Here is a 25,876-nt window from a genome sequence, read left to right on the forward strand (position 1 = left end):
CCCAACCGTCCCCGCCGGCAGGTTCAGAGCCGATCGTCAGGCCGGGCGCGGAAACACCGGGGCCTTGGTCGCGAACTCTTTCGGCGCAACGACTTCGATTTCACTGCCGAGCACCTGCATGACCATCGCCTGCGCACCCTGGTTCTGGCCGTTGACCATCTTAGTCGGACCATAGGGCATGAAATGCCCGGACCAGGTGCTGGAGGCCATCGCCTCGATGATCTTGGCGCGGTCGGCCGAGCCGGCACGCTCCATCGCGTCGGCGGCGAACATCACCGCCTCGTAGGCGAGGAAGACCTCGTAGGAGAAGGACTTTCCGGCCGCTTCGGTCTTCTTGCGCAGGGCCTGGGCGGCCTCCTTGCGCGGATCGAACCAGTGGTTGCAGTCCATCACATAGCTGGCCGCATCCGGGAACTCGTTCACGAAACGATACTGCGAAGAGGCCCCGCCGAGCACGGAGTAGATCGCCTTCGGCGTCACCCGCTGACGCTGCAGGGTGCGCAGAAACAGCACGCCGTCGCCATAGTAGTGCGACGGGATGACCAGATCCGGGTTTGCCTCCTTGATCTTCAACGCAATGTTGTTGAAGTCCTTGTTGCCGGTCGGGTGCGGCAGCACTTCCTTCACCTCGAAACCGGCCGGAGTCAGGTTCTTCTCCAGCAGGCCTGCCATGAAGCTGCCGAACGGCGTCGTGTTCTCGTGCACGATCACAACCGACTTGGTCGGCTTGCCCGCGGCCTCATTGATCGCGATCAGGTGATCGACGCCCGCCTTGGTGATGGAACCGAAGCCCGGACCGAAGCGGAAGGTGTTCTCCAGGCCGCGGCCGACAATCTTGTCGTTCACGCCGACATCGACGACATGCGGGATGCCGTATTTCGCCGCCGCCTGCGTTGTGGCAAGGCAGATGCCGGAGGCATATGCACCGACGATCGCGGAAACACCCGCCTCGTTGAACTTCTCGACCTCGGCCGCACCGATCTCGGCCTTGGACTGGGCATCGCCGAGCACCGCCTCCAGCGGCGCGCCGCCGAGCGCCTTGATGCCGCCGGCCGCATTGATCTCTTCGATGGCGGTGACCGCGCCGAAGCGACACTGGGTGCCGGAGAATTGCAGGAAGCCGGTCACCGGATGGACCACGCCCACCTTCACCGGATCGGCCGCCCGCGCGTTATGCGGCATGCCGAGCGTGCCGGCCGCCGCAACGGCACCGCCGGCGGCCACGCCGGCCAGCACCTGGCGGCGCGAGAATTTGTCGAAAGTCTTGATCTTGGTCATTGCCTTATCCCCTGTTCAGTTGGCTCAGTCTTTCGCGGTCGTTGCCGCCGCCTGGCTGGGTGTCCAGGTATTGTGCGTCTCTCCCTGCACTCGCGAGAGCACCATGCGGTACTGGTATTGGTCGGGACGGTAGAGCGCGGTGATGTATTCGACCGGCCGCCCGTCCCGGTCCTTCACGATGCGGTTGATCTTGAGCAAAGCCGATCCGGCCGAAATCCCGAGATGGCCGGCAACCCCGGGATCTGCAAGCGTGGCCGAAATCGCCTGGCTCGCCGCATCGACTTCCACGCCGCTCCGCTCAAGCAGGGACAGCAGCGGTTTGTTCGCAAGGTCGGAGGCGTCGTAACGCCGCCCGATATCGGCTGGAACATAGGTGGTCAGGAAAGAGAAAGGCTTGCCCTCGATGCGGCGCATCCGGACCGAGCGCTGCACCTCCTGGCCGATCGGACAGGACAAGGCTGCCGCCACCTCCTCGTTCGCCGGGACATAGCCGAAGGAGATCAGCTTGACCTCGGTCTCCAGCCCCATCGCGATCAGGTTCTCGAGCAGCCCGTCCATGGAAGACTGGAAGGCCCGCGCCTTCGGCCGGTAGCGCACCCGCGTGCCACGCCCGCGCTCGCGCACGACCAGCCCCTCGGCCGCCAGTTCGTCCAGCGCCCGCTTCGCGGTGATGCGGGAGACATCGTAGGTTTCCGCCAGTTCCTGTTCGCCCGGGATCAGCGCGTCATACTCATGCAGGCCGTCGGTGATCTGCTGGCGCAAAATCAGGAAGATCTGGTGATAGAGCGGCATGCGGAGCGCACCGCTCACTCCCTCGATCCCCGCACTGACAACCCGGTCGGCCATGAAAACCCCCATACGCTAGTTGTTATATTGATATGTGTTTAGAAAGCGACGCAAGCGGATTCTCTTAACTGCCAAGTAAATTCCGCCTATCGCGACAGATCGGGGCTGGCATTGCGGTCAGGCCCGGAACCGAGGCGGAATGGCGGGAATGCGAGGCGCTCCGGCAGGCCCGCGACCTGAATGCTGCGGCGGCGGCGCACCGGAAATTGCTGAAGGCAATCGGGCGGTTTGATCGGGATTGACCAAATCGGAAATCCGGCCTTAACCTCCCGGTCAGCATGTGCGGCGATGGCGTCGCCGCTGAACAGGTTCTCGCATGCGCCCCTCCCGCTCCTCATGACGGGACGGTGATCCAACATCCTGCACGCCCGGATGGAGTCTCCGGGCGACGCCTGCGTCCGGACCGGACATGGAGGCCAGGATGACGCCGCTCGGCGAACGCCCCACCCACTTCACCCGCCACAATGGCGACAAAGCGCCGCTCCCCTTTTCCGCCGCGGAGTACGAACGCCGGCTGCGGGGGCTCCGCGAAATCATGGACGGTCTCGACCTGGAGGCGGTGCTCTTCACCTCGATGCACAACATCGCCTATTACTCGGGCTTCCTCTATTGCAGCTTCGGCCGGCCGTTCGGTTGCGTCGTCACGCACGACAAGTGCACCACGGTGTCCGCCAATATCGACGGCGGCCAGCCCTGGCGGCGCAGCATCGAAGATAACGTCATCTATACGGACTGGCAGCGGAACAATTTCTGGCGCGCGGTGAAGGAACTGATCGGCACGGCGACGCGGGCGGGTATCGAGGGCGATCACCTGACCCTGCAGGCCCGGGACGCGCTAGCGGAATTCGCCGGCGTGACGGAAATCATCGATGTTGCGCCCGCCGCCATGCGCCAGCGCATGGTGAAATCGCCGGAGGAGATCGCCCTGATCCGGGAAGGCGCCCGGATCGCCGATATCGGCGGCGCCGCGATCCGGGACGCGATCAGACCGGGAACGCGGGAAATCGACGTCGCCATCGCCGGGCGGGACGCGATGGAGCTTGCCATCGCCGAGGCCTTTCCGAACAGCGAGATGCGCGACAGCTGGGTCTGGTTCCAGTCCGGCCTGAATACCGACGGCGCGCACAACCCGGTCACAATGCGCCAGCTCGAGGCAGGGGACCTGCTCAGCCTCAACACTTTTCCGATGATCTCCGGCTACTACACGGCGCTGGAACGCACGCTCACCCTTGGCGAGCCCGACAAGGACACGCTCCGGCTCTGGGAGGCGAACGTGGCCGCGCACGAACTCGGCATCTCGCTGATCAAGCCGGGCGCGCGCTGCGACGAGATCTGTGCAGGGATCAACCGCTTCTTCCAGGAGGAAGGCCTGCTCGACTACCGCTCCTTCGGCTACGGCCACTCCTTCGGCATTCTCTCGCACTATTACGGCCGCGAGGCCGGACTGGAGCTGCGAGAGGACATCGATACGGTCCTGAAACCCGGCATGGTGGTCTCGATGGAACCGATGCTCTGGGTGCCGGAGGGCACACCGGGCGCCGGAGGCTACCGCGAGCACGACATTCTGGTGATCGGCGAGGACGGCGCCGAGAACATCACCGGTTTCCCGTACGGGCCGGGGCACAATGTCGTAGGCTGTTGACCCTGGGAACGAAGATGCCGGGCCGCTAGCCGGCACGCTCCTCGGGGCCCGCCGCGTCTCGACTGTCGAGGCTCCACACGAGCCGTTCGGCGGGAAGGCAAATGGTCACCGTCGTTCCAACGTCGAGCGTGCTGCTGATCGCCAGCGTTCCGCCATGCTGTTCGACCAGCCCCTTGCTGAGAGACAGTCCCAGTCCCGCGCCATGGTTCTCCCGCGCATAGGCCTTCTCGACCTGTGCAAACGGTGTCAGCACGCGCTCGAGGTATTCCTCGGCGATGCCGATTCCGGTGTCGGTGATGCGGATGAAGAGATCGCCGTTGATTTCCACCGAGATCGAGACGCGTCCGTGGCGGTCGGTGAATTTCGCGGCGTTCGACAACAGATTGATTATCACCTGCCGGATGCGGACCGAGTCACAACTGAGATCCGGGAGCGGGCCGTCCGGGAAGGTCAGCTTCAGATCGATTTCCTTTTCCTCGAGCGCCGGCCCGGCGATCGTCAGGGCCTCGTCAAACAGACCCTTGAGGTCCGTCACCTGGAACTCGATTTCCATCTTGCCGGCTTCAAGCCGCGTCATGTCCAGGATCTGGCCAATGATGCCCAGCAGATGCGATCCGCTTCGTGAGATGTCTTCCGCATATCCCTCATAGCGTTCGCTCCCGAGCGGGCCGAAGACCTGACGGGACATGACCTCGGAGAAGCCGATGATCGCATTGAGCGGGGTCCGCAATTCGTGGCTCATGTTCGCCATGAAGGTCGTCTTGGTCAGGTTCGCGGCCTCGAGTTCGTCGCGCGACCGGCGCAAGGCGATGATGGTGCCCTGCAACTGCTCGTTCGCCTCCTCGAGCTGGCCGGTGCGCTCCTGGACCAATTTCTCGAGGTGCGCGCGGTATACGGAAAGCTCCTTGTGCTGGGCCTCGATGCGCTCGAGCATCTCGTTGAACCCGGATATCAGCTCCCCGAGCTCGTCGTTGGTTTCGCGCACAGCACGTTGCCCGTAGGCGCGCTCCGATTTCACCCGGCTCATGACGTCCGCGAGATGCGTGATCGGCCGCACCAGCAGGCGCTGGAGCGCCACCGAAAGGCCGAGTGCGATCAATGCCGAGATCACGGTAATGACGGCGGCAATACCGACCAGGGCATTGCGTTCATCGCGCAGGTTGTCGAGGCTGGTCACCATTTCGACGGATCCGACCGGCTCGCCGTCCAGGATCACGGGCGTGACGACCGTCAGATGATCCTGAAAGAACGCGTGGCTTTCTTCTCCCGCCGCGACCTCAAGCTGCGAGCCCGACGGCATGGCGCCGTGCTCCGCAAACGGCGAGCCGTCCGCATGGCGGACCGCAACGCCAAGGACCTCCGGTCTCGCCTTGAGTGCCGAGAGTATCTGCCCGGCCGTCCCCGGATCCCGGAACACCAGGGCCGCGCTCATATTCTCGGCCGTGATCCGCCCGAGCGCCGTCATCTCCCGGACCAGAGCGTCCCGGCTCGCGGTGTTCGCATAGTAAAGAAACGCCGCTGTCGCAAAGAGCGTCGCAGTCAACCCGACGATCGTTGTCACGGCGGTGAATTTCGAGCGAAGCGACAGATCGCCGAACCAGTTGACCAACGGCCTGATCATTGGTTTTCCGTCGCGACAATTTCCGCCAGCTGCAGCAGCTTCGAGCTCAGTTTGAGGCCGGATCCGGTTGCCGCGCCCAGATTGATCTTGAACCGCAACCGGTTCTGGTCGGTGATCAGCGCGATATGACCGCCGCGTTCCGCGAAGTCCGGCATGTCGGAGATCAGCAGCACGTTCGATGCCGCAGCCCGCGCGACCAGCCCGTCGAACTCGGCGCCGTGCATCCCGTTGCTGAAGAAGAAAAGGTGGCACTCCATGATATCGGCGCCCGGTCCCAGAATCCGAATGGCCACCATTCTATCATTGATGCTCTTGCGCTCGAGATCCTTGACGACACGATGATCGAGATCGTTTCTCTGAACGCAAAAAACAATATCCGCATCGCCCGATCGCATCCGGTTTTCGGGCCAATCGGTGAATTTCGCAAAGTTGAACACGAACGCGGCCTTGACCGCGGCCACGGTGGCGCTGTCACCCGGCGCCCCGCGCACGTGCGAACAGGTAAGTCCGAGGGCGAGCATGGACAGACCCAGTAAACTCAGCGCCGCTTTCGCGACGCGTGTGGCGTCGGCAAAATGCATCAAAATCTCAACGTGACCGAACCGAACACGGAACGCTCGATCCTGGTGGATTGGGTGCCCGTGACGCTGTCCGAACCGAACTCCAGGTGATTGTCGCGTACGAGATTCTGGCCAACGAGCGCCAGCTCGAGATAGGGACGCGGGAACCAGGCCACGCGTGCGCCCAGTTCGCCGTAGGCACTGACCGCGCCGTCACCCAACTCGCCGACATAGCGTCCGAACCCGTCCAGAACCACTGTTTCAGAGAGGTCGTAGGAGACCCGTAGAGACGCCTGATGGTTCGGATCCCCCGCCGGGTCCTCAGAATGTTCCAGAAGCGAGTACCATCCCTGCAGGCGCAGATCCTCGCGCGGCTGCCAGTTGGCGAGCAGCTCGAAGCCATAGGTCTCCGCCTCACCGTCATTGTTCACAACCAGCGGCAAGACCAGGTTGGTACCGCCGCTGCGGGTGACGAAATAGGTGTCCCCGACTGCAGCCGAAACCCGGCGATCATAGAAATTGTAATATGCAGCCAGATCGAACGACAGGCTGCTGCTGAACTGCCAGCGGTGACCGGCTTCAAAAGACAGCAACTCTTCGGATTGAAGGGCAGAATCGCCGACGAGCCGTGTTTCCGTTCCGAATGGTGATATCCCGGCCGCCGGCGACACGGAAACCAGGAGATCGATGTCATCTTCCGCCCGCGACGGCGTTCTCACCGCGCGCGACACCGCACCCCAGACCGTGTGGCGGTTGTTCACATGCCACAGTGCCCGAGCGCTCGGCTGTATCTCGAAGCCGGTGTAATTATTATACTCGATCTTGCTGCCGAGGGTGATCTGCACCTCATCGTCCCAGAACCCGATCGTGTCCTGGAAGAAGCCGTTGATCAGGTATTGATCGTCGTCGTTGTCGCCCCATCCGTACTGGTCGGTTTCGCGGATATTGTCGTGGCTGTACCGCGCGCCCATGCCCCAGACGATCTGGTGGCGGTCCGCATAGGTGAAATTGTGGTCGGCCTCGATATCGAAGGTGTTGCGCTCCTCGTCGAGCCGGTCGTCCTCGAAGACGGTGCGCTGCACATAGCTCCGGACCTCGACGCGGTTGGTCGAAGAGATGTCACGCGACCACGTTCCGAGGGCATATCCACCGGTGATTTCCGAGTCGAGCGTTCCCATCGTGCTGTAGGGAGCGTCGAAAGTTGGCAATGTGGCCTTGTTTCCGACGTCGTTCCCGAAACTCCCGCCCTGCAATTGCCAGGCGTCGCCATTCGCACCGGTCACGTCCATCCGGAAGCCGGCACGGGCCGAACGCCAGTCATCGGCGCCTTCGCCGCCGTCATGCGCCTCCTGCCCGCCTTGTTCGAATCCCTTGCCGTAGATCCTGTAATGCCCGTATTCGCCGAGCTCGCCGCCGTACCGGGCCTCGGCTTCCTTCTCGTCCCCGGTCCCATATCCGGCGGAAAGATAGGTTCCCTGCGTGTCCTCGGCGTTCTTGGTGATGATGTTGATGACGCCGTTCACGGCGTTGGCGCCCCAGAGCGACGCGCCGGGTCCGCGAATCACCTCGATGCGTTCGACATCTTCAAGGAGCGTGTCGTGGCGGTCCCAGAACACGCCGGAGAAAAGGGGCGTGTAGACGGACCGGCCGTCCACGAGGACCAGAAGCTTGTTTGCGAAAAGGCCGTTGTCGCCACGCGCCGAAATCGCCCAGCCACTCGAGCTAGTCCGGGCGACGTTCAGCCCCGGGACCAGCCGCAGCACCTCGGGAATGGATCGCGCACCAGAGCGGTGAATGTCCTCGTTTGTCAGCACGAACGCGGCCGCTGGCGTATCCAGCACCGTAGCCGGACGTTTCGCCGCCGACGTGATCTCGACCCGCATCAACTGCTCGAGCGAAAGATCCGTGAAATCCGTTGCCGGAGCCGAAGAAACGGCCTCGGCAGACATGAGCACACATGCTGCCATGAACAGCGGCGCTCCAATAGCGAAGCGAGTCATGATCCCCCCAGACCAAAATCACCCGGGCACGAGACAGTCACACCCGGACCGTACCGATTGCAGCAAATCTGCAGCCCCTTCCGGCGTAATGCGCAAATGAAGCCGATCCCCCTTTGAAAGCGGCCTTCCGGCATATGAAGGCCATCAAGAGAGACCCCGTGATACTATGACCTCGATCATAAATAACTCTTTAACCGAAGCATTATTTTTTTCCCACGGCATCGATAACCAGCCAGGTTATTTCTTACAGTCCATGATCTGGAAACAAAATAAGTCACAAGATCATATGCCAGCATGCAGAAGGACTTGTGAGCCCCCAAACAGAATGGCTCAATTGCGCGGACTCACACAACTCACTTGAGTGCACAGGCCGATGCAGGATCTATCGCTTACATTCTCCGAAACCGAATATCGCAGCCGCCTTGCGCGGGCCCGCACGCGGCTGGCGGAGCGCGACCTCGACGCCCTCCTCTGCTTCGGCCAGGAGACCCACTATTACCTGACCGGCTATGACGGCGGCGGGTACGTTTTCTTCCAGTGCCTCGTGCTGACCGCGGACGACAGGCCGCTGACGCTGCTCTGCCGCCGCCCCGACGTCTCACAGGCACGGGATACGTCTCTCATCGACGACATCCATGTGTGGCTGAACGCAGAAGGCGCGGATCCGGCCGGACAGCTTCGGGACATCCTCGCCGGGCTCGGGCTTGCGGGCGCCCGCATCGGGATCGAGCTCGAGACCTACGGGCTGACCGGCAAGAACCATGCGGCAGTGCAGAGGGCGATGGACGGGTTCTGCACGCTCGTCGATGCGAGCGACGTGATCTCGGGCCTCCGGCTGGTCAAATCCGAAGCGGAGATCGCCCTTCTGCGCAGGGCCGCTACCCTTGCGGACGATGCCTATGAAGCGGCCCTCGCGGTCGCCCGCGCCGGGGTGATCGACGCGGAAGTGACTGCCGCGATCATGACCACGACCCTGCGCGGCGGCGGCGACGTCTCGCCGGCCGGGCCCCTGGTCAATTCCGGCTCACGCGCGATCTACGGACGCGGTGTCGGCGGTCCCCGCCCACTCGACGACCGGGATCTTCTGATCCTCGAATATGCCGGGACCTACCGGCGCTACAATTGCTGCATCGAGCGCAGCATCTCCATCGGAGGGCCGACGGAAGAGCAGCGCAATCTGCATGCAGTGGTCCGCGACACGCTCCTGGAGATGCAGGAGGCCTTCAGGCCCGGCGCGGCGCTCGGCGCCGTCGACGAGATCCACCGCGCCCGGCTGGACGCGGCGGGTCATGCGGAACACCGCTTCGCGGCCTGCGGCTATTCGCTCGGCGCGACCTACCGGCCATCCTGGATGGATGTGCCGCCGATGATCTATGCGGGGAACCCGCTGGAACTGCGGCCGGGGATGGTGTTCTTTCCCCATGTCATGGTCGGCGATCCCGAAACCCGGCTCGCCATGGGACTGGGAAACACCGTTCTGGTCACCGAGACGGGCGCCGAGGTCCTGAGCCGGCACGGGCTGGATCTGCCGATACGCTGAAGGGACCGGCGCTCAGAGAACTCGCTCGACCACGCGGTTGCGCCCGCCCCGCTTCGCCTCGTAGAGCGCCTCGTCGGCAGCCTTGAGCATTTGCTCCAGCGTGGCGTCGTGGTCACCCGCTGCAACGCACATACCTACGCTTGCGGTAACCCGCATTCCGGATTTCTCGCTGGAACAGGGGCATGACCGGATCGCCTCCAGCAATCGGTTTGCCGCCGCACCGGCGTGCGCGCGCTCCTTGAGCAACAAGACAAAGGCGAACTCTTCACCCCCTATCCGGCCATAAACGTCCTCGTCCCGGAACTCCTCCTTGATCACACCGGCAACCGCTTTCAGCACCTCGTCGCCGGCGTCGTGTCCATGCTTGTCATTGATCTTCTTGAAATGGTCGAGATCAAGGACACCGACGAGCAGGGAGAAACCGTGCCTCCGGGCCAGGCTGCGGACCTTTTGCGCCTGATCCATGAAGCTGCGGCGGTTCGGTATGCCGGTGAGATCGTCAAAATGCGCCATCTTGTGCAATGCGTAATTGGCCGAACGCAGCTCGCTGGTGCGCTGCTCGATCATCTTCTCGAGGCTCGCCTTGAGCGCCTTCAGGTCCTCGTTCCGCTTTTCAAGCTGATCCGCGTAGAAGGTCTTTTCCGTCACGTCGCGCTCGATGGCGGCGAAATGCGTGACCTTTCCGAACTTGTTGCGGAGCGGGAAGATCTCCATGTCGAGCCAGTATGGCTTGCCGGTCTTCGAGTAGTTCAGGATCGTCTCGCGGATCGGCTCGTGCCGGACCAGCGCCTCGCGAATGCGGTCGAGACAGTCTCGGTCCGTCCCCTTGCCCTGCAGCATGCGCGGTGTCTCGCCGATCGCCTCTTCGGCGGTATATCCGGTCAATTCCTCGAACGCCCTGTTCACGAACACGATCTGGGGGCCCAGGGGTTCCGTCGGGCGCTCGGCATCGGTCACGATGATCACGTCCTGCGCGTTCTCGACAATGTCGCGATAGGAGAAAAGATGCCTCTGCTCGGTAATCTCGTTGAACGTAACGACGATGAAACGAGCTTCCGACTCGGTCTCCGGATAGGCATTGACGAGATACCAGACCACTTCATGGGTTTTCGCGTCGAACCGCCCGACGACTTCGTTATGCAGCGGCCCGTTGGTCGAAATGACCTTGTTGACCGGATACTCCATGGCCGGGAGTTTGTTCGAGAATTCGTCAATGAAGTACCATCCGGGATCTTCCGCGTCTCTCCCGAGGATCTGGTCGTACTCCATACCGAGCAGGCGAAGGGCGGTCGGATTGGCGTAGACGATCGAGGTATCGAACCGATGGATCACCACCCCGATATGCGCGTGTTCGAGCAGGCTCTTCAACTTCAGCCCGCTGAAATCACCGATATTCATGAGCGTGCCCCCGATTATGTGAACGGGCAGTTCTGAATGCTCCACTACTCACCCTTTTAGCATTATTTTGTCGATAATTCGAAAATGTTCCGCGCCCCCCCCCGGGAAACGACCCGCCCGGCGCGGCCTTGAGCCGGGAAGAGCGCCCTCCTATAGTCCCGCCCCATGGCCTCGATCACACCACTGCTGCCTCTGCTGATCAGCATCGCAATCCTGCTCATGGGCAATGGCCTTCAGGGCACGCTGCTGCCGGTCCGCGCCGGGATGGAGGCCTTTGCCTCGGTGGAGATCGGCATCCTCGGTTCGGCCTATTTCCTCGGTTTCATGGCGGGCTGCCTCTACGGGCCGCGGGTGTTGCGGGTGGTCGGGCATATCCGGACCTTCACCGGAATGGTCGCCGTGGCCTCGACGGTCGTGCTGGTTCATGCCCTGGTCGTGGAACCGGTGATCTGGTGGGGTCTGCGTGCGGTCACCGGCTTCTGCTTCGCCGTGCTCTACATGGTGATCGAAAGCTGGCTCAACGAGAAGTCGACGAACGAGAACCGCGGTCTCGTCTTCTCGGTCTACACGATCATCAACCTCACCGTCATCACGGTCGGCCAGATCCTGCTGATAACGGCCGACCCGGGCAGCTTTCCACTCTTCGCCCTCGCCTCGATTCTCGTCTCCATCGCCGCCGTCCCGATTGCCCTGACGCGGATCGACCAGCCGGCGCCACTTGACGTCGTTCAGCTCCGTCTCGTGCACCTGTTCCGGATCTCGCCGGTCGGCGTCGTCGGCTGCATCGCGGTCGGACTTGCGAACGGCGCCTTCTGGTCGCTCGCACCGGTCTACGCCCTGAATGCGACGGGGGAGCACACGATCGCCAACGTCGCCTGGTTCATGAGCATCGTGGTGATTGCCGGTGCCGTCGGGCAATGGCCGCTCGGCCATCTCTCGGACAGGATCGACCGCCGCTACGTCATCATCGGTGCCTGCCTCGGATCGGCCGCGGCCGGGCTCGGCATGGTCCTGCTCGCCGGATTCGTTCCGAACGGGGCCATCATCTTCGGCTTCCTGTTCGGGCTGTTTGCCTTCCCGATCTATTCGTTGAGCGTCGCGCACCTGAACGATTTCATCACAGAGCCCTCGGACTATGTCGAGGCCGCCAGCGGACTGCTGCTGGTCTTCGCCATCGGCGCCATTGCGGGACCGACGATGGCGTCGGCGATGATCGGCATCGTGGGGATCGAGTATCTGTTCGCCTTCACCGCCAGCATCCATATCCTGGCGGCGGCGTTCTGCGCCTACCGTATGAAGATCCGCGCCCCGGCACCGCTTGAGGAGCACATTCCCTTCAACGATGCGGTGCTCATGGCGCAGACGACGTCGGCGGTCGATCCGCTGAGTCCGGACGAAGGACCTTCCCAGCAAGACGTTACGCCGTCAGGAGACAAGCCCTCCTCCTAGTCCCTGAGCGCAATGGCAACGGCCGCACCGCCCATCGCCGTGGCGCTGGTCCGGTTCGCGATGCGGACGGCACGCGGGCTGCGCATCAGGTTCCGCGCACCGGCGGCGAGCACGACATAGGACAGGTCAATCGCGGCGAGCACGATCAGCAGCGTCATGGAGATGCTTACCCAGTCCGCGAAGCCGACATTCCCGAGATCGATCAGGGTCGGCAGGAGGGCGAGATAGAACACCATGATCTTCGGATTGCCGAGCGTCACGGCCATGCCGGAGAGAAACATCTTCAACCCGCCGCGCGGCTCCGGCAGCGTGGCTCCGGCGGTTTCCGCCGGAGCCGTCCACATTTTCCAGGCGAGCCAGGCGAGGTAGCCGACACCGAGCCACTTGATGACGACGAAAGCGGCATGGAAGGTCTCCGCAACGGCGACCAGGCCGACGATCGCCATGGTCAGCCAGATCAGCTCGCCCAGCCACATCGCCAGCACGAACGGCAGGACCGCTCGCCAGCCGCGCGCCAGCACCTGCGCCACGAGCGCGGCAAGACTCGGCCCGGGCGATCCGGCGGCGAGAGCGAGGGCAAGGGCGAAGACCAGCAGCGAGGTGACATCCATGGACGACGGGCTCCTTAAGATTATGGCCGAAGTCTGCCGCCCCGAAGACGGCAATTCAAGCGCGCGACCGTCCGGACAGTCCAAGAAATTCGGTGGCCCGATTTCGCAACTCAAATATCCTTACTCCTGCAGCAATCGTATATAATCGCGTGGAATTCGGGGATCGAAGCGAAACGGTCCCGTCAGGAGGGACGCGCCGGGAACGGTTATTGCGTCCGCCTGATAGCGAATTGCGAAACTGCGGAAAGTACGACGATTTCACACCCAGATCAGCGGACACGACTTGCGGTGACCGCCCCCTCGAGCGAGGTGCGGATACGTGCCGCCGCGCTTGCGGACATCGACGCCCTTACCGAGATCGAGGTCGCCTGTTTCGACAGCGACCGGCTGAGCCGCCGCAGCTTCCGGGAGTTCGTCCGACACGGCCACAGCGCCCTCCTGGTCGCCGAGACGGATGACGGCCTCGCGGGGTACATTCTGATCCTGTTTCGCCGCGGCACGGCCCTCGCCCGGCTCTACTCGATCGCCGTCCTGCCGGCGGCCCGCGGCTGCGGCGCCGCGGCCGCGTTGCTTGAGGCCGGCGAAGACGTGGCCCGAAACCATGACTGTCTCTCGATGCGCCTCGAGGTCAGACCGGACAATACCCCGGCGATCGCGCTCTATGAGCGCCTCGGATACCGTGAGTTCGGCAAGTATCTCGGCTATTACGAGGACCACTCGGACGCCCTGCGCTACGAGAAGAGGCTCGTGCGCCCGTCATTGTCGGCGTCGACCCCCTCCTACTATTTCCAGACCTCCGATTTCACCTGCGGCCCGTCCTGCATGATGATGGCGCTGAAGGCATTCGACCCGGACTACGCATTCAGCCGGGTGGAGGAATTCCGTCTCTGGCGCGAGTCAACGACGGTCTTCATGCAATCCGGCCATGGCGGCTGCGAGCCCGTCGGCATGGCCGTGGCCCTGGCACGCCACGGCCTCGCCGTCGAAGTCCACGTCAGCCAGGAACCGCCGCTTTTCCTCGACAGTGTCCGGCAAAAGGATCGGCGCGAGGCCCTGACCCTGATCCAGGAGGATTACCGGCGGACCGCGAAGGACATGGAAATTCCGATCCAGATCACCCCGCTCGACAATGCCGGGCTCAGCGCCGCACTCGCCGACGGGGCCTTTGCCATAGTCCTGGTCAGTCTCTACCAGATGGTCGGCAGCCGCACGCCGCACTGGGTCCTCGTCTATGGCGAGGAGAACGGCCGCTTTCTGATCCACGATCCGTGGGTCGAAACCGATGCCCTCGAGACCGAGAGCGCGGCAGCGGCCCTGCCCGTGCCGAAGGAGGCGTTCGGCCGGATGGCACGCTGGGGCCGCGGCAGGCTGAGGGCGGCGATCACCGTTCGAAAGGATAGGACGCAGTGACGGACTGGCTGATACTCACGGAAAGCCGGAAAGACATCGACCACTCCGACACGCCGCACAAGGTGCTGTCGGTCCGCGACTACCTGTCGGCGGCCGGGCTCTTCAACGGCCTCAGACCCGTGGTAATCAATCTGGCCCGGAGCTACGCCTACCAGAGTGCGGGTTATTATGCCTCACTGCTGGCGGAAGCACGCGGCCACCGCGTTATTCCCACGGTCCAGACCATGCTGGAGCTGTCCCGCAAGACCCTCTACGCCTCGGCGCTGCCGGAGCTCGAGGAAGCGCTGAACCGCGACCGCAACCGGAAGGCCGAGCCGGAACAGGAAAGCTTCGTGATGCTGGTCGCCTTCGGCCGCCCCTCGATCGCGGGATACGACAAGTTCGCCCGGCTGCTGTTCGACTGGTTCCGCTGCCCGATGATCGCAGTCAAGATCGATACCGGCGAATGGACCCGGATCAGGAGCCTGAAACCGGTCTCGCCGAAAGGCCTCAGGGCGGAGGACAGGGAGTTCTTCACCCAGGCCATGGCGGTGCATTGCCGACGCGCCTGGTCGGGGCCGAAATCGAAAACCCCGCTGCGCTGGAGCCTTGCGGTCCTGCACAACCCGAAGGAGACAATGCCACCGACCCAGCTCGGTTCGCTGAAGCGGCTGGCGATGGTGGGCGCGAAGCTGGGAGTCGAGGTCGAACCGATCCAGAAAAAGGACCTGCCGCGTGTCGCCGAGTTCGATGCGCTCTTCATCCGGGAGACGACCTCGGTCAACGACCACACCTTCCGCTTCGCCCGGCGTGCCGAGCAGGAAGGCATGCCCGTGATCGACGACACGATGTCGATGATCCGCTGCACCAACAAGGTGTACCTGAAGGAAATGATGGAAGCGGCTCGACTGCCGATCCCGAAATCGGTGGTCATGTCCTCTGTCGGCGGCCTCGCGAAGGCGGCGGAGTCGATTGGCTTTCCGATGGTCGTGAAGATACCCGACGGTTCCTTCAGCCGCGGCGTTCACAAGGTGAACGACATGGCCGCCCTGAGCGCGCTCAGCGGCAACCTGTTCCGGGAAACCGACCTGCTTCTGGCGCAGGAATTCATGCCGACGGATTTCGACTGGCGGGTCGGCGTGCTCGGCGGAAAACCGCTCTATGTCAGCCAGTACCTGATGGCCCGCAAGCACTGGCAGATCGTGCACCACAAGGCCGACGGAAAGTTTGACGAGGGCGGCTTCAAGACCATGCCGGTCGAACAGGCACCGGCCGAAGTCGTCGAAATCGCGGTGAAGGCCGCCGCCAAGATGGGCGACGGCCTCTACGGTGTCGATCTGAAGCAGAACGCCGACGGGGTCTTCGTCATCGAAATCAACGACAACCCGAATCTGGACACCAACATCGAGGGTGCCGCGCTCGGCGACGAGCTCTGGCGCCGGCTGCTCGGCTGGTTCCTCGAGCGTCTGGAAGCGAAGTAGACGCGCCGTCAGGCGTTGCGAACCTCGTCGAGGAAGCGGCGCACGGTCTCGTTCAGCGAATTCGACTGCTGCGCCACCTCGCGGGCGGTCTGCAACACCTGTCCCGCGGCCGTACCGGTCTCCTGTGCGCCTTCAGTCATCGAGGAGATGTTCGCGGAAACCATCTGGGTGCCCTGGGCGGCTTCCTGAACGTTGCGGCTGATCTCCGAGGTCGCCGAGTTCTGTTCCTCCACCGCCGAGGCGATGCCGGTCGCGATCTCGCTCACCCTTGCCACGGTTTCCGCAATGGTCCGGATCGCATTCACCGCGTTGGTCGTTTCCGACTGCATGGCGGAAATCTGCGTGGTGATGTCCTCGGTCGCCTTCGCGGTCTGGTTGGCGAGACTCTTGACTTCGCTCGCCACGACGGCGAATCCCTTTCCCGCCTCGCCGGCCCGTGCGGCCTCGATGGTCGCGTTCAGGGCAAGCAGATTCGTCTGTTCGGCGATATCGTTGATCAGTCCGACGATCTCGCCGACCTTCTGCGCCGCCTGATCGAGACCGACCACGGATTCCCGCGAGTGTTCCGCCTGCTCCGCGGCCTCCGAACTGATCCGCGTCGACTCGCTCACCTGCTGGCCGATTTCCCTGATAGAGGAGGCAAGCTGTTCGGCCGCGGCCGCCACCGTGTCCACATTCGCGGAGGCCTCGCTCGACGCGGCAGCGACGGAATCCGCCTGGGACTGGGTGTTATCGGCAATGCCAGCCATGGACTGCGCCGTGGAATCGAGCTCCGTGGTGGCGCTGGCGACACTTCGCAGGGCTTCGCTCACGGCCTGGTCGAAATTCTGGGTGATCTCCTCGATTTTCTTCGCTCGGGCTTCCCGGCGCTGCTGCGAGCGTTCCTGCTCCGCCTTCATTTCCTCGTTCCGGACCATGTTCTCCCGAAACACCTCCACGGCTCCGGCCATTTCACCGATCTCGTCACCGCGTCCCGCCCCCGGAATCTCGACCTCGAGGTTACCCTGAGAAAGCTCGTTCATGACGTCGGTCATCCGCACGACCGGCCGCAATGCCGTTCGGGCCGTGGTGTAGCCGATGCCGGCCAGAAGAACGAACATCACAACGCCGACGATGGCGAGGATGTTCCGCATCTCGCGAACGGGCCCGAGGATTTCCGCCTCGCTCATCTCGCCCAGTACCGCCCATCTCACCCCGGCGAACTCAAGCGGCTTGTAGACGGTATAGACTGCGGTACCGAGATAGTTCGCACCCTTGATCTGACCTTCCTCGCCTGCCAGCGCACGGTCCGCCGCCTCGGTCTCCGCCTTTGCTTGCAGGACCGCTTCCGCGCCGGAAACGCGGGAAGAGCTGCGCAGAAGGCGGTCGGCGCCAACAAGAATCGTCTCGCCGGTTTCGCCCATGCCCGCGGTATCACGCATCAGATGGTCGATCAGAGTACCGGGGATATGGAACACTAGGCTGCCCGCGAACTCGTCCCGAACAAAAAGCGGCGTCGCGATGAAGGCCGTCGGCGCACCGCCGCGCGGCTCGTAAGAATGGAAATCGGTCATCTCGACGCGGCCGGCTTCCGGGCTTTCCGCAAGCCTGGCGACCGTTTCAGCCAGCTTCGTTTCCTTCCAGGTTCCTTCGAACAGATTGGTCGCGAAATCCTGTTCCTTCAGCACGCTGTAAACGATGTTGCCTTCGCTATCGATGAGCATGACATCGGCGTAACCGCGATCCTCCGCCAGCTTGCGGAACCAGGGATGGTTCTCGAGGTGATATTTCGTGTACCCGGAATCGTCTTCGGCCTTGTCGAGAAGCTGCTTGCTGCCGGGCGGGTTCGGGTTGTCCTCGATATAGAGCTTTTGAAGCGTCTCGGTCGGGTTGCCCTTGCGTGCGAAGAGCCGGAATCCGAACTTGAACCCGTTCAACGCCTTGTCCGTTCCGGTATTGGCGGCAACGATCAAGAGATCGTCACGAATGGAATCCAGCAGGGTACGGAGCGCGGAGACGCGCGCCACGGACATGGCCTCGAGTTGGGCGACCGCCCGATCCTCCAGTTGCCGCGCGGACTGGAAATAGCTGAAAGACGCGACCACCAGGATCGAAAGCGCCGTCGCGATCCCGACAAGCGCGGGGATCTTGGTCGACAGATTGATGTTCTTCACGTAACCCCACCCACCTAAATTTTATTATTGCCGGTCCGCAATGCCCTACCGACCGTATCAGCCAAAACATGACGGAATTCAAGCTTGGCTCGCCAATGAGTTTATGGAGCCAGAAATAAGTTAATAAGCCGTCTCCAATTCACGGCATAAATCTAAAATTTTCCGCGACTTCAACACGGTACCAAGCTTGTCCGCACCGGGGGCATCAACCGGACTCACACCATCTGACCCACATCGAACGGCAGGCATTCTCGAAATCACGGGCGAACGCGGGGCCGTCCATCAGCGGCGAGCGTTCCATTTCACCCCGCAAGGTCCGTCGCAGATGCGCCAGACGGTCGATGTCGGAGGCGAGGTCGCATGCGATGCGGACATAGTCTTCCTCGGTCTCCGCGATCCATTCCGGATGCCCGAGCTGGGTCAGCATCGAGCTGCCGAGCGTTCCGATCGCTGGTTTCCCCCGGAGAGTCACCGCTGCCAGACCTTGGTAGACACTTTCGTAAAAGGTGACTCCGGCATTGTGCGGGAAACTGTCGAGCAGGATATCGATCTGAGCGTGGGCGTCCCGGACGTTGGCACAATACCCGACAATCAGCCGCTCCTTGCGGATGCCGTGGACTGCAAATCGCTGCTCGAGTTCTGCCACCACGGCCGTGTCGCGGAAGGAATGGCTGAAGAGGGCAAAACGTGCATGTGGCAGGCGATTCAGGATCGAGGACCACAATCGAATGACACTCTCGTTGATCCGCATCAGACGGGAGACAATTCCGAAAGTCACAAAGCCGTTCCCTGGAGCCGGAGACGGGGTAACCGTCTCATCGGGATCAAGGGGCTCATAGGGAAACACCGTCCGCGGCAGGTTCCAGACCCTCTCGGAGAACAGCTCTTCCGAGCCTTCCGGTGTGAAGACAGGATCGCCGAGGAAATAATCGATCGCGGTCAATCCGGTGGTTACGCCGTGATCGAGCCAATGCATCGATACCGGCGCCGGTTTCTCCGCAAAGACCGTCAACCTGTTGGCCCTTGTGTGCCCGCAAAGGTCAACGAGAATGTCGATCCCGTCGGCACGGATGCGCTCCGCCAGATCGCGGTCGCCGATTCCGAAGGTCGGAATCCAATGATCGGAGAGCGCGCGCATCTGATCGGTGAACCGGTCGGCCTTGTCCGGGTGAAACGCGTAATTGTGGATCTCGAAACGGTCATGATCGTGGTAGCGCAGCAACGGCAGGAAAAAACTCGTGCTCGAATGACGCTGGTAGGAGGCTCCGACATAGCCGATCTTGATTCGTTTGCCCGGATCCTTCCGATTCCGATGCGGCTGCTGCAGACGCCTCAGAGGGCCGCCGATCTCTTTGTCGAAACGCCTGTAGGCCGCAACGTAACGCTCTGCATCGATCTCCGGAACGTAATGCAGGAAAAACAGGAGCATCCTGTGCAGATCAGGATTGCCGGGATGCAATTCCACGGCTCGGGTGGAGAGCGCAAAGGCTTCCTCGAATGCGGTCGCGTCGGCAAGATGAAGTCCCAGATAGGCGAGGACGAGACCTTCGTCGGGAGCAATCGACCGGGCCCGCCGAAATGAAATCTCCGCACCTTTGCTCTTGCTGTTTTCTCTCAGCGCCAGGCCCAGATCCAGGTAGGGCGTGGCTATATCCGGTTGCGAAATGATGGCGCAACGCAGCAACGACTCGGCCCGAGCGTCACCTCTCGCCTGGTAGATCATCCCGAGCGCGCCCAACACCGATTGAGATAGGGGCTCGATAACAAGCCCGGCGCATGCCAGCTTCATCGCTCCATCGAAATCGAGTAGGGACTTCAGGATGGGAATCGCGTTCGCCAGGGCGCCGACTCTCTCCGGCGCCAGACAAATGGATCTGACGTAGTGAGCCCTGGCGATGAATGTCTTGCCCTGCTTCTGCGCTACGACACCGAGATTCCCCCACGCTCTTGCATCCTCCGGCGATCTCGCGACCACGCTTAGAAACTCATGCTCTGCGTCTTCAAGGGCCCTTTCCGCGAGATAGGCGGTCCCGAGGTTGTATTGGGCCGCCGTGTAGTTCGGCCGAATGGCGAGAGCCCGCCGGAGCCACCGGACTTTCTCTCCGGCAGCCCCCAGAAAGGTTCCGAAATTGTAGCAGTTTTCGGCGGATGCCGGCTCGACGAGAAGGGCCCGGCGGAAGGGTGCTTCCGTTTCCTTTGCCGCCCCGCACTCACGTAGAGTGGTCCCGAGATTGCGATAGGCCGCGCCGTAGAGGGGATTGGCCGAGAGCGCGTCGCGATAGCTGGCGACGGCCTCCTCGCTCCGACCGAGCCGGGCCAGCGCGTTGCCGAGGTTGTTGTGCCCCTCGGCCAGAGACGGCACGGCCTCCAGACCGGTCCGGTATGCCGCAACGGCCTCCTCCGCCCGATCCTGCTCGAAGAGCACCAGGCCGAGATTGCACCAGGCCTGGCCGAGGCCCGGCGCGTACCGCACCGCGGCTCGGAAGCTCCGTTCCGCGGCCTCAAGTGTGCCGTCGGCTTTCTGTAGCGTGCCCAGATTGTAATGCGCAGCAGCGTAGTCCGGCTGCAGACGGAGCGTTTCCTGAAAGCAGCGCTCCGCATCCGCATTGCGGCCGAGTGCCTGATAGGCGTTGCCGAGATTGTAATGGGCCTCCGCATTCCCCGGCTGGCTTCGCAGCGTTTGCGTGATGAGCTCGACCGCAACATCCGCCCGCCCGACCTGGAGCGCCACCACGCCGAGCAGATAGAGCGCCGTCGGCTGTCCGGGTCTCTCAGCCAGGACCTGCCGATAAAGCCGTTCGGCCTCGACGAGGTTTCCAGCTCCGTGCGCACTAACCCCGCGCTGCAGGAGAGCTTGTAGATTTGAGGCCTGATCGGACATGTGCACTCGGATCCAAGACGCGCATCTTTCGGACGCTTGCGGCAACGATCATACCGTCTGCAATCGGCTTTGAAAGAATCCCGAACGGACCCGCATGCCGCCGGTCGTTCCGGGCCTAGGTCAAATCGTTCAGGCGGGCTTCGAGCGGCTCGGCCTCACCGATCAGTTCTTCAAACCTGTCGGCGCACTCTCCGGCGGACAACGCCAGCGGCTCGGCTTTTCCCAGGTCCTGGCACGAGAGCCGTCGCTCTACCTGCTTGACGAGCCGACGAGTGCGCTGGATCTGAGGTGGGAGATCGAGGCGCTCGGCCTGGTGCGCGAGCGCACGGAGAAGACCGGCGCGCTCTGCCTCGTCGCCCTGCACGACCTGAACCTCGCCATGCGCTTCTGCGACAGCTTCATGCTCCTGCGGGATGGAGCGCTGCTCGCCGCCGGTTCTATCCGGGGAGGTCTTGCGGCGGAGACGATCCGCGCCGCATACGGAATCGAGGCGCGGATCGAGACCTGCTCGCTGGGCCGACCGATGATTCTCACAGACTACGCAACCGACAAAGAAACAATCTCCCGGAGAGACTGATGCACAATGCACACGCCGCCATCCGGACGGAAAAGGCCGACCGCTACCTGGTCCAGCTCTGCAAGCATATCGCCCACAAGATCCCCGCGACATGGGACGCCGGCAGGGGCCACGCCGATTTCGGCTTCGGCGCCTGCGACATGACGGCCGAGAACGGAACTCTGACCCTCGAATGCAGCGCTCCGGAAACCGAAGGCCTCGCCCGGGTGAAATACATCGTCGAGGACCATGTCGTCCGGTTCGGCTGGAAGGAAGAACTCAGCGTGTCCTGGGAAGACGGCAAAAAGGCGCCCGGAGCCTGACTCCCCGGCGCCTTTCGGGATTTATCCGATCCGCATGCCTCCGTCCTAGAGCTTCTGTACCGTCTCGAAGCCCTCGAACTGCGGATGTCCCTGGTAGAGCGGCTTGTTGTTGCCGGCGTTTGCGTGCGCCTTGCGAAAATGCTCGGACTTGGTCCAGGCGACGAAAGCCCCATAGTCCTTCCAGAGCGTGTGCGAGGCGTAGAGCGTATGATCCTCCGCCTCCGGACCCTTTAGCAATCGGAACTCGACGAAGCCCGGAACCTGGTCGAGCTGGCTGTCGCGGTTTTTCCAGACGGTCTCGAAGTCTCCTTCCGAACCCTTCAGAACCTTGAACCGGTTCATGGCGATATACATGCGTCTCTCCTCTGACGTTCAGGCCCCATGGGCCGGCTGCGTGTCCGGATCGTAGACCGGCACGATGCGCGGGCGGCCGTTTCCGGCCCGTTCCACGGCAATTTCAGTTTCATAGATGGCACTGAGCCGCTCGGTCGTGAAGACGTCCGTCCCGGCTCCGTCCGCAACGACGCGCCCCTCATGCATCAGCACCACCCGGTCGGCGAAGGCGGCGGCGAGGTTCAGATCGTGCAGTACCACCAGCACGCCGTCACCGAGGCGCACCGCGCGACGGGCGATCCGCATCGTGGCGAGCTGGTGCGCGATGTCGAGGCTGGCGGTCGGCTCGTCCAGCATCAGGTAGCCGCCGGCCTTGTCCGAGGCCGCGAGCTGGACCAGCACGCGCGCCAGGTGCGCCCGATGGCGCTGGCCGCCCGAGAGGATAAGGCAATTGTCGTCGGCCCGGTCCGTCAGGGCAACGTCGCGCAGAGTCTCCCGGATCAGCACATTGGCCCGCTCCGGCGGGACATCGCGCGGAATGCCGAGCGCAAGCAGTTCACGGACGGTGAAACCGGCGCTCAGGGACGGGGCCTGCTCGAGTACGGCGCGACGCCGGGCGAGCACATTCGGGGGAAGATCCGCGACGCTCCGCCCATCGAGTTGGACCAGTCCCTGCTTCGGCGCGTAGTCCCCCGCCATGACGGCGAGCAGCGTCGATTTCCCGGCGCCGTTCGGACCGCAGAGCGCGACCATTTCGCCGGGCCGCACCCTGACATTGACGTCGCGAAGCACCTCTGTCCGGCCGAAGCTGTGCCCCACGCCCAAGGCTTGCAGCATCATAGGCCTCCCCGTTTCAGACGCCGCATCAGCAGCCAGAGGAAGAACGGGCCCCCGATCATGCTGGTGGCGAGCCCGATCGGTGGCTCCGTCGGCGGCACGGCGAGGCGGACCGCGAGGTCTGCGCCGAGAATCAGGACTCCGCCGACAAGGGCCGCCGCCGGTAGCACGTTTCGGTGCGCCGGACCGACGATAAGTCGCGCCATGTGCGGCGCGACCAAGCCGATGAACCCGATCGGCCCCGCCGCCGCCGTCACCGCCCCGACGGCAATTGCGGTCATCAGCGCGATGCGCCATTTCTCACGCTCGATATCGATTCCGGAGTGGAAGGCCGCGCGTTCGCCGAGCTGGAAGAGATCGAGGGAGCGCCCCATGGTCAGCAGCCCGGTGGCGGCAGCCAGGGCGAGCGCCGTGGTGATCGAGACCTGCATCCAGTTGCCGGAAGCGATGGAGCCCATGGACCAGAAGGTAAGATCTCGGAGCTGCTGATCGTCGCTGACATAGACCATGGCGCCGATCAGGGCGCCGGCGATGGCGTTCACCGCCACGCCGGCGAGGATGAGCATGGCGACGTTGGTGCCGCCGCCGCGCCGCGAGAGCGAGAAGACGAAGGCGGTCACTGCGAGACTGCCCAAGAAGGCGCCGAGCGGCAGCGCGTAGGGCCGGACCGGGACCGGCAAATCGCCAACGAAATATTGCCCGAGGACAATGACCGAGACCGCACCGACCGCCGCCCCGGCCGTCACTCCGATCAGACCGGGATCCGCCAGCGGATTGCGCAGTACCCCCTGCATGGCGCACCCGGCCAGCGCGAGACCGAGCCCGACCGCAAGACCGAGCACCGCGCGCGGCAGGCGGATCTGCAGCAGGATCGCGGTCGGGCCCCGCTCACCCTCTCCGAGAAGCACGGCCAGCAGATCGCCAGGCCCGAGCTTCACCGGTCCGAGCGCGAGTTCGGCGAACACGACGATCAGCAAAGCTCCTGCGAGCAGAGCGAAGACCGGGCTCCCGCCGAAGTGCGCCGCCAGGCGGCGGGGCATGATCGTACTTTCGGACATCGCGGATCAGCCGCCGCGCAGGGCCGTGGCGAGGCGCCGCACCGCTTCCGGCGCCCGCGGGCCGAAGCCGAGCAGAAGCATGCCCTCCATGGCGACGTAGCGGCGTTCCCTGCCCGCCGGCGTCAACGCGAATTCGGGACGGGCGAGCATGGCGTCGATCCCGCCCAGCCGCTCAACCGTCTGGGACATCATCAGCAGCACATCCGGCGCTGCCTCGATGATCGCTTCCTGCGACATCGGCTTGTAGCCGGAGAAACCGCCCGCCGCGTTGGACGCCCCGGCCAACGAGATGATCGCGTCGGCGGACGTCCCGGCACCGGCCGCAAGCGGTGCGCCGTCCCGCTCGCTCAGGACGAAGATCACCCGCGGCGTGTCCGTATAGCCGTTCGCGGTTTCGATGGCTCTCGCCATATCGCTCTCGATCCGCGCCGCGAGGGCTTCGCCCGCGGCTTCCAAGTCGAGGGCCTTGCCGACGAAACGGACCTTTTCCAGCACGCCCTCCGGCGTGTCGCCCTTCGGCGCGAGCTCGACGCGGAGTCCTGCCGCGCGGAGCTGCTCGATCGCTGCCGGCGGTCCGGCGTCATGTGCGGCGATCAGCAGGTCCGGCTGCAGCGAGAGAATACCCTCGGCCGCGAGGCGGCGGATATAGCCGATCTGCTGATGCGAAGCCGCCCCGGCCGGATGGTTGGAGGTGCTGTCCACCGCGACCACCCGGTCGCCGGCACCGAGCGCATAGATAATCTCGGTGATGTCTCCGCCGGCGGAAACGATCCGCCGGGGATTGTCCGCATTTGCTCCCGGCGCAAAGAAGAGGGCTGCAGCGAGACAAAGCGATGCAAGCCCCCTCATGCCGCCTCTCCCGTGACGAAACCGTTGACCAGATCGAGCCAGGCTTCCGGTTCCTCGGCACCTTCCTCACGGACCGGAAAGAACTGGCAGATCACGTTCCCGTCCGCATCGAAACTGTCGAGCGAGGTGATGTTCAGACCCTTTTCGGTCGAGGTCTTGCAGACCAGGTAGCAATAGGCGATCGCGTCGTCCCTCAGATGCAGGTTGAAGCGCGGATCGAGGATATTGAGCCAGCCGGCGGCCCGCTTGATCGTCTTGACCGGTCCCGAATGGACCTGGACGCAGCCGGGGCCGCGCACGAAACACATGACCGGCAGACCGCTTTGGGCGACGCTGTTCAGCATGTGTTCGACGGAGGTCACGGGCACCGGACGTGCAAGACCCTCCCCTGCAAGCCGCAGGGCCTGCAGCCGGCCGATACCGAGGTCCGCAAGCATGCGATTGAACTGATGCCCGTTGCCGAGCCGGCTCCAGCGCGCGCGGAGATCGTCCACGTCGATTTCGGAGTCCGGCCGGTCCTGCTTCGCTGGCTCTGCGGCCGTGAATTCGATCGGCTTCGGGTCGCGGTCCGTATAATCCTCCGCAAGCGCGACGAAAGCGTCGAGGTCGGTGCCATCGACGGCGTAGATCTTGAACGCCGCCGCCCCGGTCGCGTCGAAGAACTGCAGCGAGTGCCGGGTCATTCTTGGCGACACATCGATCACATGGAACCCCGTCACCCATTTGGTGAGGAACATCCTGAGATCGATTTCCCTCCCGAAGGCGGAGCCCATATGGGTGCTGAAGCGCAGGTTCTCGAACACGCCGGTCTTCTCGTGCACGCAATGTTCGTTGCGCGTGAGCACCATCACGTCGCCGACCTCCGGCAATCGCTCGATCAGGGGCACGACCCCCATTCCCGAGACCGACAACCGGCGGGCGCTGCCGTCGAGTTCCTTCGCCTCCAGAAGCGCGGCTTCCGGGACGCCGAGAGACGCCGCCGCCGTTCGCGCGCGTACCGGCCCCTGCTCTTCGTTCATGCGATTGAGCTCAGCCAGCAGCTGTTCCGCCGATCGTCTTGTCATGTCTTCC

Annotated in this window: 21 protein-coding genes; 7 read left to right on the plus strand and 14 right to left on the minus strand. The window is 63.5% G+C overall.

Annotated features, from left to right (window positions below; genetic code table 11):
- Positions 1-36: 36 nt before the first annotated feature.
- Together ACOOE1_RS09070 and ACOOE1_RS09075 are read right to left on the minus strand one after the other, a co-directional pair.
- Positions 37-1,278, minus strand: a complete 1,242-nt coding sequence (locus tag ACOOE1_RS09070; protein WP_420406025.1) for an ABC transporter substrate-binding protein — start codon at positions 1,276-1,278, stop codon at positions 37-39.
- 24 nt (positions 1,279-1,302) lie between these two features.
- Positions 1,303-2,124: a GntR family transcriptional regulator gene (locus tag ACOOE1_RS09075; RefSeq protein WP_420406026.1), complete on the minus strand. Its 822-nt coding sequence runs from the start codon at positions 2,122-2,124 to the stop codon at positions 1,303-1,305.
- A gap of 421 nt (positions 2,125-2,545) precedes the next feature.
- Between ACOOE1_RS09075 and ACOOE1_RS09080 the strand changes: the two genes are divergently transcribed.
- Positions 2,546-3,766 carry an aminopeptidase P family protein gene (locus ACOOE1_RS09080; RefSeq protein WP_420406027.1) on the plus strand — a complete coding sequence of 407 codons (1,221 nt, stop codon included), beginning with the start codon at positions 2,546-2,548 and terminating at the stop codon, positions 3,764-3,766.
- Positions 3,767-3,791: 25 nt separating this feature from the next.
- Here ACOOE1_RS09080 and ACOOE1_RS09085 read toward each other — a convergent pair whose 3' ends face one another.
- From ACOOE1_RS09085 to ACOOE1_RS09095, 3 genes are read right to left on the minus strand one after another with little or no spacing between them, the layout of a single operon-like run.
- Complete coding sequence (locus ACOOE1_RS09085; RefSeq protein WP_420406028.1) at positions 3,792-5,387, minus strand: ATP-binding protein; 1,596 nt, start codon at positions 5,385-5,387, stop codon at positions 3,792-3,794.
- Complete coding sequence (locus ACOOE1_RS09090; RefSeq protein WP_420406029.1) at positions 5,384-5,968, minus strand: YfiR family protein; 585 nt, start codon at positions 5,966-5,968, stop codon at positions 5,384-5,386. The genes ACOOE1_RS09085 and ACOOE1_RS09090 overlap by 4 nt, the downstream gene beginning before the upstream one ends.
- Positions 5,968-7,914 carry a TonB-dependent receptor plug domain-containing protein gene (locus ACOOE1_RS09095; RefSeq protein WP_420406030.1) on the minus strand — a complete coding sequence of 649 codons (1,947 nt, stop codon included), beginning with the start codon at positions 7,912-7,914 and terminating at the stop codon, positions 5,968-5,970. Before ACOOE1_RS09095 ends, ACOOE1_RS09090 begins: the two co-directional genes overlap by 1 nt.
- 406 nt (positions 7,915-8,320) lie before the next feature.
- On the opposite strand from ACOOE1_RS09095, the gene ACOOE1_RS09100 reads away from it, so the two are divergent.
- Positions 8,321-9,487: a M24 family metallopeptidase gene (locus tag ACOOE1_RS09100; protein ID WP_420406031.1), complete on the plus strand. Its 1,167-nt coding sequence runs from the start codon at positions 8,321-8,323 to the stop codon at positions 9,485-9,487.
- Positions 9,488-9,499: 12 nt separating this feature from the next.
- On the opposite strand, the gene ACOOE1_RS09105 is transcribed toward ACOOE1_RS09100, so the two are convergent.
- On the minus strand, positions 9,500-10,885 hold the full coding sequence (locus ACOOE1_RS09105) for a diguanylate cyclase (protein WP_420406032.1): 1,386 nt from the start codon (positions 10,883-10,885) through the stop codon (positions 9,500-9,502).
- Between the two features lie 165 nt (positions 10,886-11,050).
- On the opposite strand from ACOOE1_RS09105, the gene ACOOE1_RS09110 reads away from it, so the two are divergent.
- Positions 11,051-12,334, plus strand: coding sequence for an MFS transporter (locus ACOOE1_RS09110; protein WP_420406033.1), 1,284 nt, complete (start codon positions 11,051-11,053; stop codon positions 12,332-12,334).
- On the opposite strand, the gene ACOOE1_RS09115 is transcribed toward ACOOE1_RS09110, so the two are convergent.
- Entirely contained in the window at positions 12,331-12,945 is a 615-nt protein-coding gene (locus ACOOE1_RS09115; protein WP_420406034.1) for a LysE family translocator, read from the minus strand. The genes ACOOE1_RS09110 and ACOOE1_RS09115 overlap by 4 nt on opposite strands.
- 288 nt (positions 12,946-13,233) lie before the next feature.
- Between ACOOE1_RS09115 and ACOOE1_RS09120 the strand changes: the two genes are divergently transcribed.
- Positions 13,234-14,355 (plus strand): peptidase C39 family protein, encoded by a 1,122-nt coding sequence (locus ACOOE1_RS09120; protein ID WP_420406035.1) that lies wholly within the window; start codon positions 13,234-13,236, stop codon positions 14,353-14,355.
- The gene (locus ACOOE1_RS09125; RefSeq protein WP_420406036.1) at positions 14,352-15,815 is read left to right on the plus strand and encodes a RimK family protein; all 1,464 of its coding nucleotides are present in this window, start codon (positions 14,352-14,354) and stop codon (positions 15,813-15,815) included. Before ACOOE1_RS09120 ends, ACOOE1_RS09125 begins: the two co-directional genes overlap by 4 nt.
- A gap of 8 nt (positions 15,816-15,823) precedes the next feature.
- Here the strand turns inward: ACOOE1_RS09125 and ACOOE1_RS09130 are convergent, their stop codons facing one another.
- Positions 15,824-17,968 (minus strand): methyl-accepting chemotaxis protein, encoded by a 2,145-nt coding sequence (locus ACOOE1_RS09130; RefSeq protein ID WP_420406037.1) that lies wholly within the window; start codon positions 17,966-17,968, stop codon positions 15,824-15,826.
- Between the two features lie 205 nt (positions 17,969-18,173).
- Positions 18,174-20,849, minus strand: coding sequence for a tetratricopeptide repeat protein (locus tag ACOOE1_RS09135; RefSeq protein ID WP_420406038.1), 2,676 nt, complete (start codon positions 20,847-20,849; stop codon positions 18,174-18,176).
- Positions 20,850-20,943: 94 nt separating this feature from the next.
- Here ACOOE1_RS09135 and ACOOE1_RS09140 point away from each other — a divergent pair, with 94 nt between their 5' ends.
- Both ACOOE1_RS09140 and ACOOE1_RS09145 read left to right on the plus strand, forming a co-directional pair.
- Positions 20,944-21,426: an ATP-binding cassette domain-containing protein gene (locus ACOOE1_RS09140; RefSeq protein WP_420406039.1), complete on the plus strand. Its 483-nt coding sequence runs from the start codon at positions 20,944-20,946 to the stop codon at positions 21,424-21,426.
- Complete coding sequence (locus tag ACOOE1_RS09145; protein WP_420406040.1) at positions 21,426-21,728, plus strand: DUF2218 domain-containing protein; 303 nt, start codon at positions 21,426-21,428, stop codon at positions 21,726-21,728. Before ACOOE1_RS09140 ends, ACOOE1_RS09145 begins: the two co-directional genes overlap by 1 nt.
- Before the next feature lie 45 nt (positions 21,729-21,773).
- Here ACOOE1_RS09145 and ACOOE1_RS09150 read toward each other — a convergent pair whose 3' ends face one another.
- From ACOOE1_RS09150 to ACOOE1_RS09170, 5 genes are read right to left on the minus strand one after another with little or no spacing between them, the layout of a single operon-like run.
- The gene (locus ACOOE1_RS09150; RefSeq protein ID WP_420406041.1) at positions 21,774-22,082 is read right to left on the minus strand and encodes an antibiotic biosynthesis monooxygenase family protein; all 309 of its coding nucleotides are present in this window, start codon (positions 22,080-22,082) and stop codon (positions 21,774-21,776) included.
- A gap of 18 nt (positions 22,083-22,100) precedes the next feature.
- Positions 22,101-22,898, minus strand: coding sequence for a heme ABC transporter ATP-binding protein (locus ACOOE1_RS09155; protein WP_420406042.1), 798 nt, complete (start codon positions 22,896-22,898; stop codon positions 22,101-22,103).
- Entirely contained in the window at positions 22,898-23,956 is a 1,059-nt protein-coding gene (locus tag ACOOE1_RS09160; RefSeq protein WP_420406043.1) for a FecCD family ABC transporter permease, read from the minus strand. Before ACOOE1_RS09160 ends, ACOOE1_RS09155 begins: the two co-directional genes overlap by 1 nt.
- A 6-nt stretch (positions 23,957-23,962) precedes the next feature.
- Complete coding sequence (locus ACOOE1_RS09165; RefSeq protein WP_420406044.1) at positions 23,963-24,805, minus strand: heme/hemin ABC transporter substrate-binding protein; 843 nt, start codon at positions 24,803-24,805, stop codon at positions 23,963-23,965.
- Positions 24,802-25,869 (minus strand): hemin-degrading factor, encoded by a 1,068-nt coding sequence (locus ACOOE1_RS09170; RefSeq protein ID WP_420406045.1) that lies wholly within the window; start codon positions 25,867-25,869, stop codon positions 24,802-24,804. Before ACOOE1_RS09170 ends, ACOOE1_RS09165 begins: the two co-directional genes overlap by 4 nt.
- Positions 25,870-25,876 lie beyond the last annotated feature (7 nt).

The organism is Nisaea sp. (genome assembly GCF_965216895.1).
Taxonomy (GTDB): Bacteria; Pseudomonadota; Alphaproteobacteria; order Thalassobaculales; family Thalassobaculaceae; genus Nisaea.

Excerpts from the sequence above, each read along its gene's own strand:
- ACOOE1_RS09160 (WP_420406043.1), bottom strand. The coding sequence starts at position 23,956 with ATGTCCGAAAGTACGATCATGCCCCGCCGCCTGGCGGCGCACTTCGGC.
- ACOOE1_RS09110 (WP_420406033.1), top strand. The coding sequence starts at position 11,051 with ATGGCCTCGATCACACCACTGCTGCCTCTGCTGATCAGCATCGCAATC.
- ACOOE1_RS09155 (WP_420406042.1), bottom strand. The coding sequence starts at position 22,898 with ATGCTGCAAGCCTTGGGCGTGGGGCACAGCTTCGGCCGGACAGAGGTG.
- ACOOE1_RS09090 (WP_420406029.1), bottom strand. The coding sequence starts at position 5,968 with ATGCATTTTGCCGACGCCACACGCGTCGCGAAAGCGGCGCTGAGTTTA.
- ACOOE1_RS09115 (WP_420406034.1), bottom strand. The coding sequence starts at position 12,945 with ATGGATGTCACCTCGCTGCTGGTCTTCGCCCTTGCCCTCGCTCTCGCC.
- ACOOE1_RS09075 (WP_420406026.1), bottom strand. The coding sequence starts at position 2,124 with ATGGCCGACCGGGTTGTCAGTGCGGGGATCGAGGGAGTGAGCGGTGCG.
- ACOOE1_RS09070 (WP_420406025.1), bottom strand. The coding sequence starts at position 1,278 with ATGACCAAGATCAAGACTTTCGACAAATTCTCGCGCCGCCAGGTGCTG.
- ACOOE1_RS09100 (WP_420406031.1), top strand. The coding sequence starts at position 8,321 with ATGCAGGATCTATCGCTTACATTCTCCGAAACCGAATATCGCAGCCGC.
- ACOOE1_RS09080 (WP_420406027.1), top strand. The coding sequence starts at position 2,546 with ATGACGCCGCTCGGCGAACGCCCCACCCACTTCACCCGCCACAATGGC.
- ACOOE1_RS09165 (WP_420406044.1), bottom strand. The coding sequence starts at position 24,805 with ATGAGGGGGCTTGCATCGCTTTGTCTCGCTGCAGCCCTCTTCTTTGCG.
- ACOOE1_RS09170 (WP_420406045.1), bottom strand. The coding sequence starts at position 25,869 with ATGACAAGACGATCGGCGGAACAGCTGCTGGCTGAGCTCAATCGCATG.
- ACOOE1_RS09095 (WP_420406030.1), bottom strand. The coding sequence starts at position 7,914 with ATGGCAGCATGTGTGCTCATGTCTGCCGAGGCCGTTTCTTCGGCTCCG.
- ACOOE1_RS09105 (WP_420406032.1), bottom strand. The coding sequence starts at position 10,885 with ATGAATATCGGTGATTTCAGCGGGCTGAAGTTGAAGAGCCTGCTCGAA.
- ACOOE1_RS09145 (WP_420406040.1), top strand. The coding sequence starts at position 21,426 with ATGCACAATGCACACGCCGCCATCCGGACGGAAAAGGCCGACCGCTAC.
- ACOOE1_RS09085 (WP_420406028.1), bottom strand. The coding sequence starts at position 5,387 with ATGATCAGGCCGTTGGTCAACTGGTTCGGCGATCTGTCGCTTCGCTCG.
- ACOOE1_RS09150 (WP_420406041.1), bottom strand. The coding sequence starts at position 22,082 with ATGTATATCGCCATGAACCGGTTCAAGGTTCTGAAGGGTTCGGAAGGA.
- ACOOE1_RS09135 (WP_420406038.1), bottom strand. The coding sequence starts at position 20,849 with ATGTCCGATCAGGCCTCAAATCTACAAGCTCTCCTGCAGCGCGGGGTT.
- ACOOE1_RS09140 (WP_420406039.1), top strand. The coding sequence starts at position 20,944 with ATGCCGCCGGTCGTTCCGGGCCTAGGTCAAATCGTTCAGGCGGGCTTC.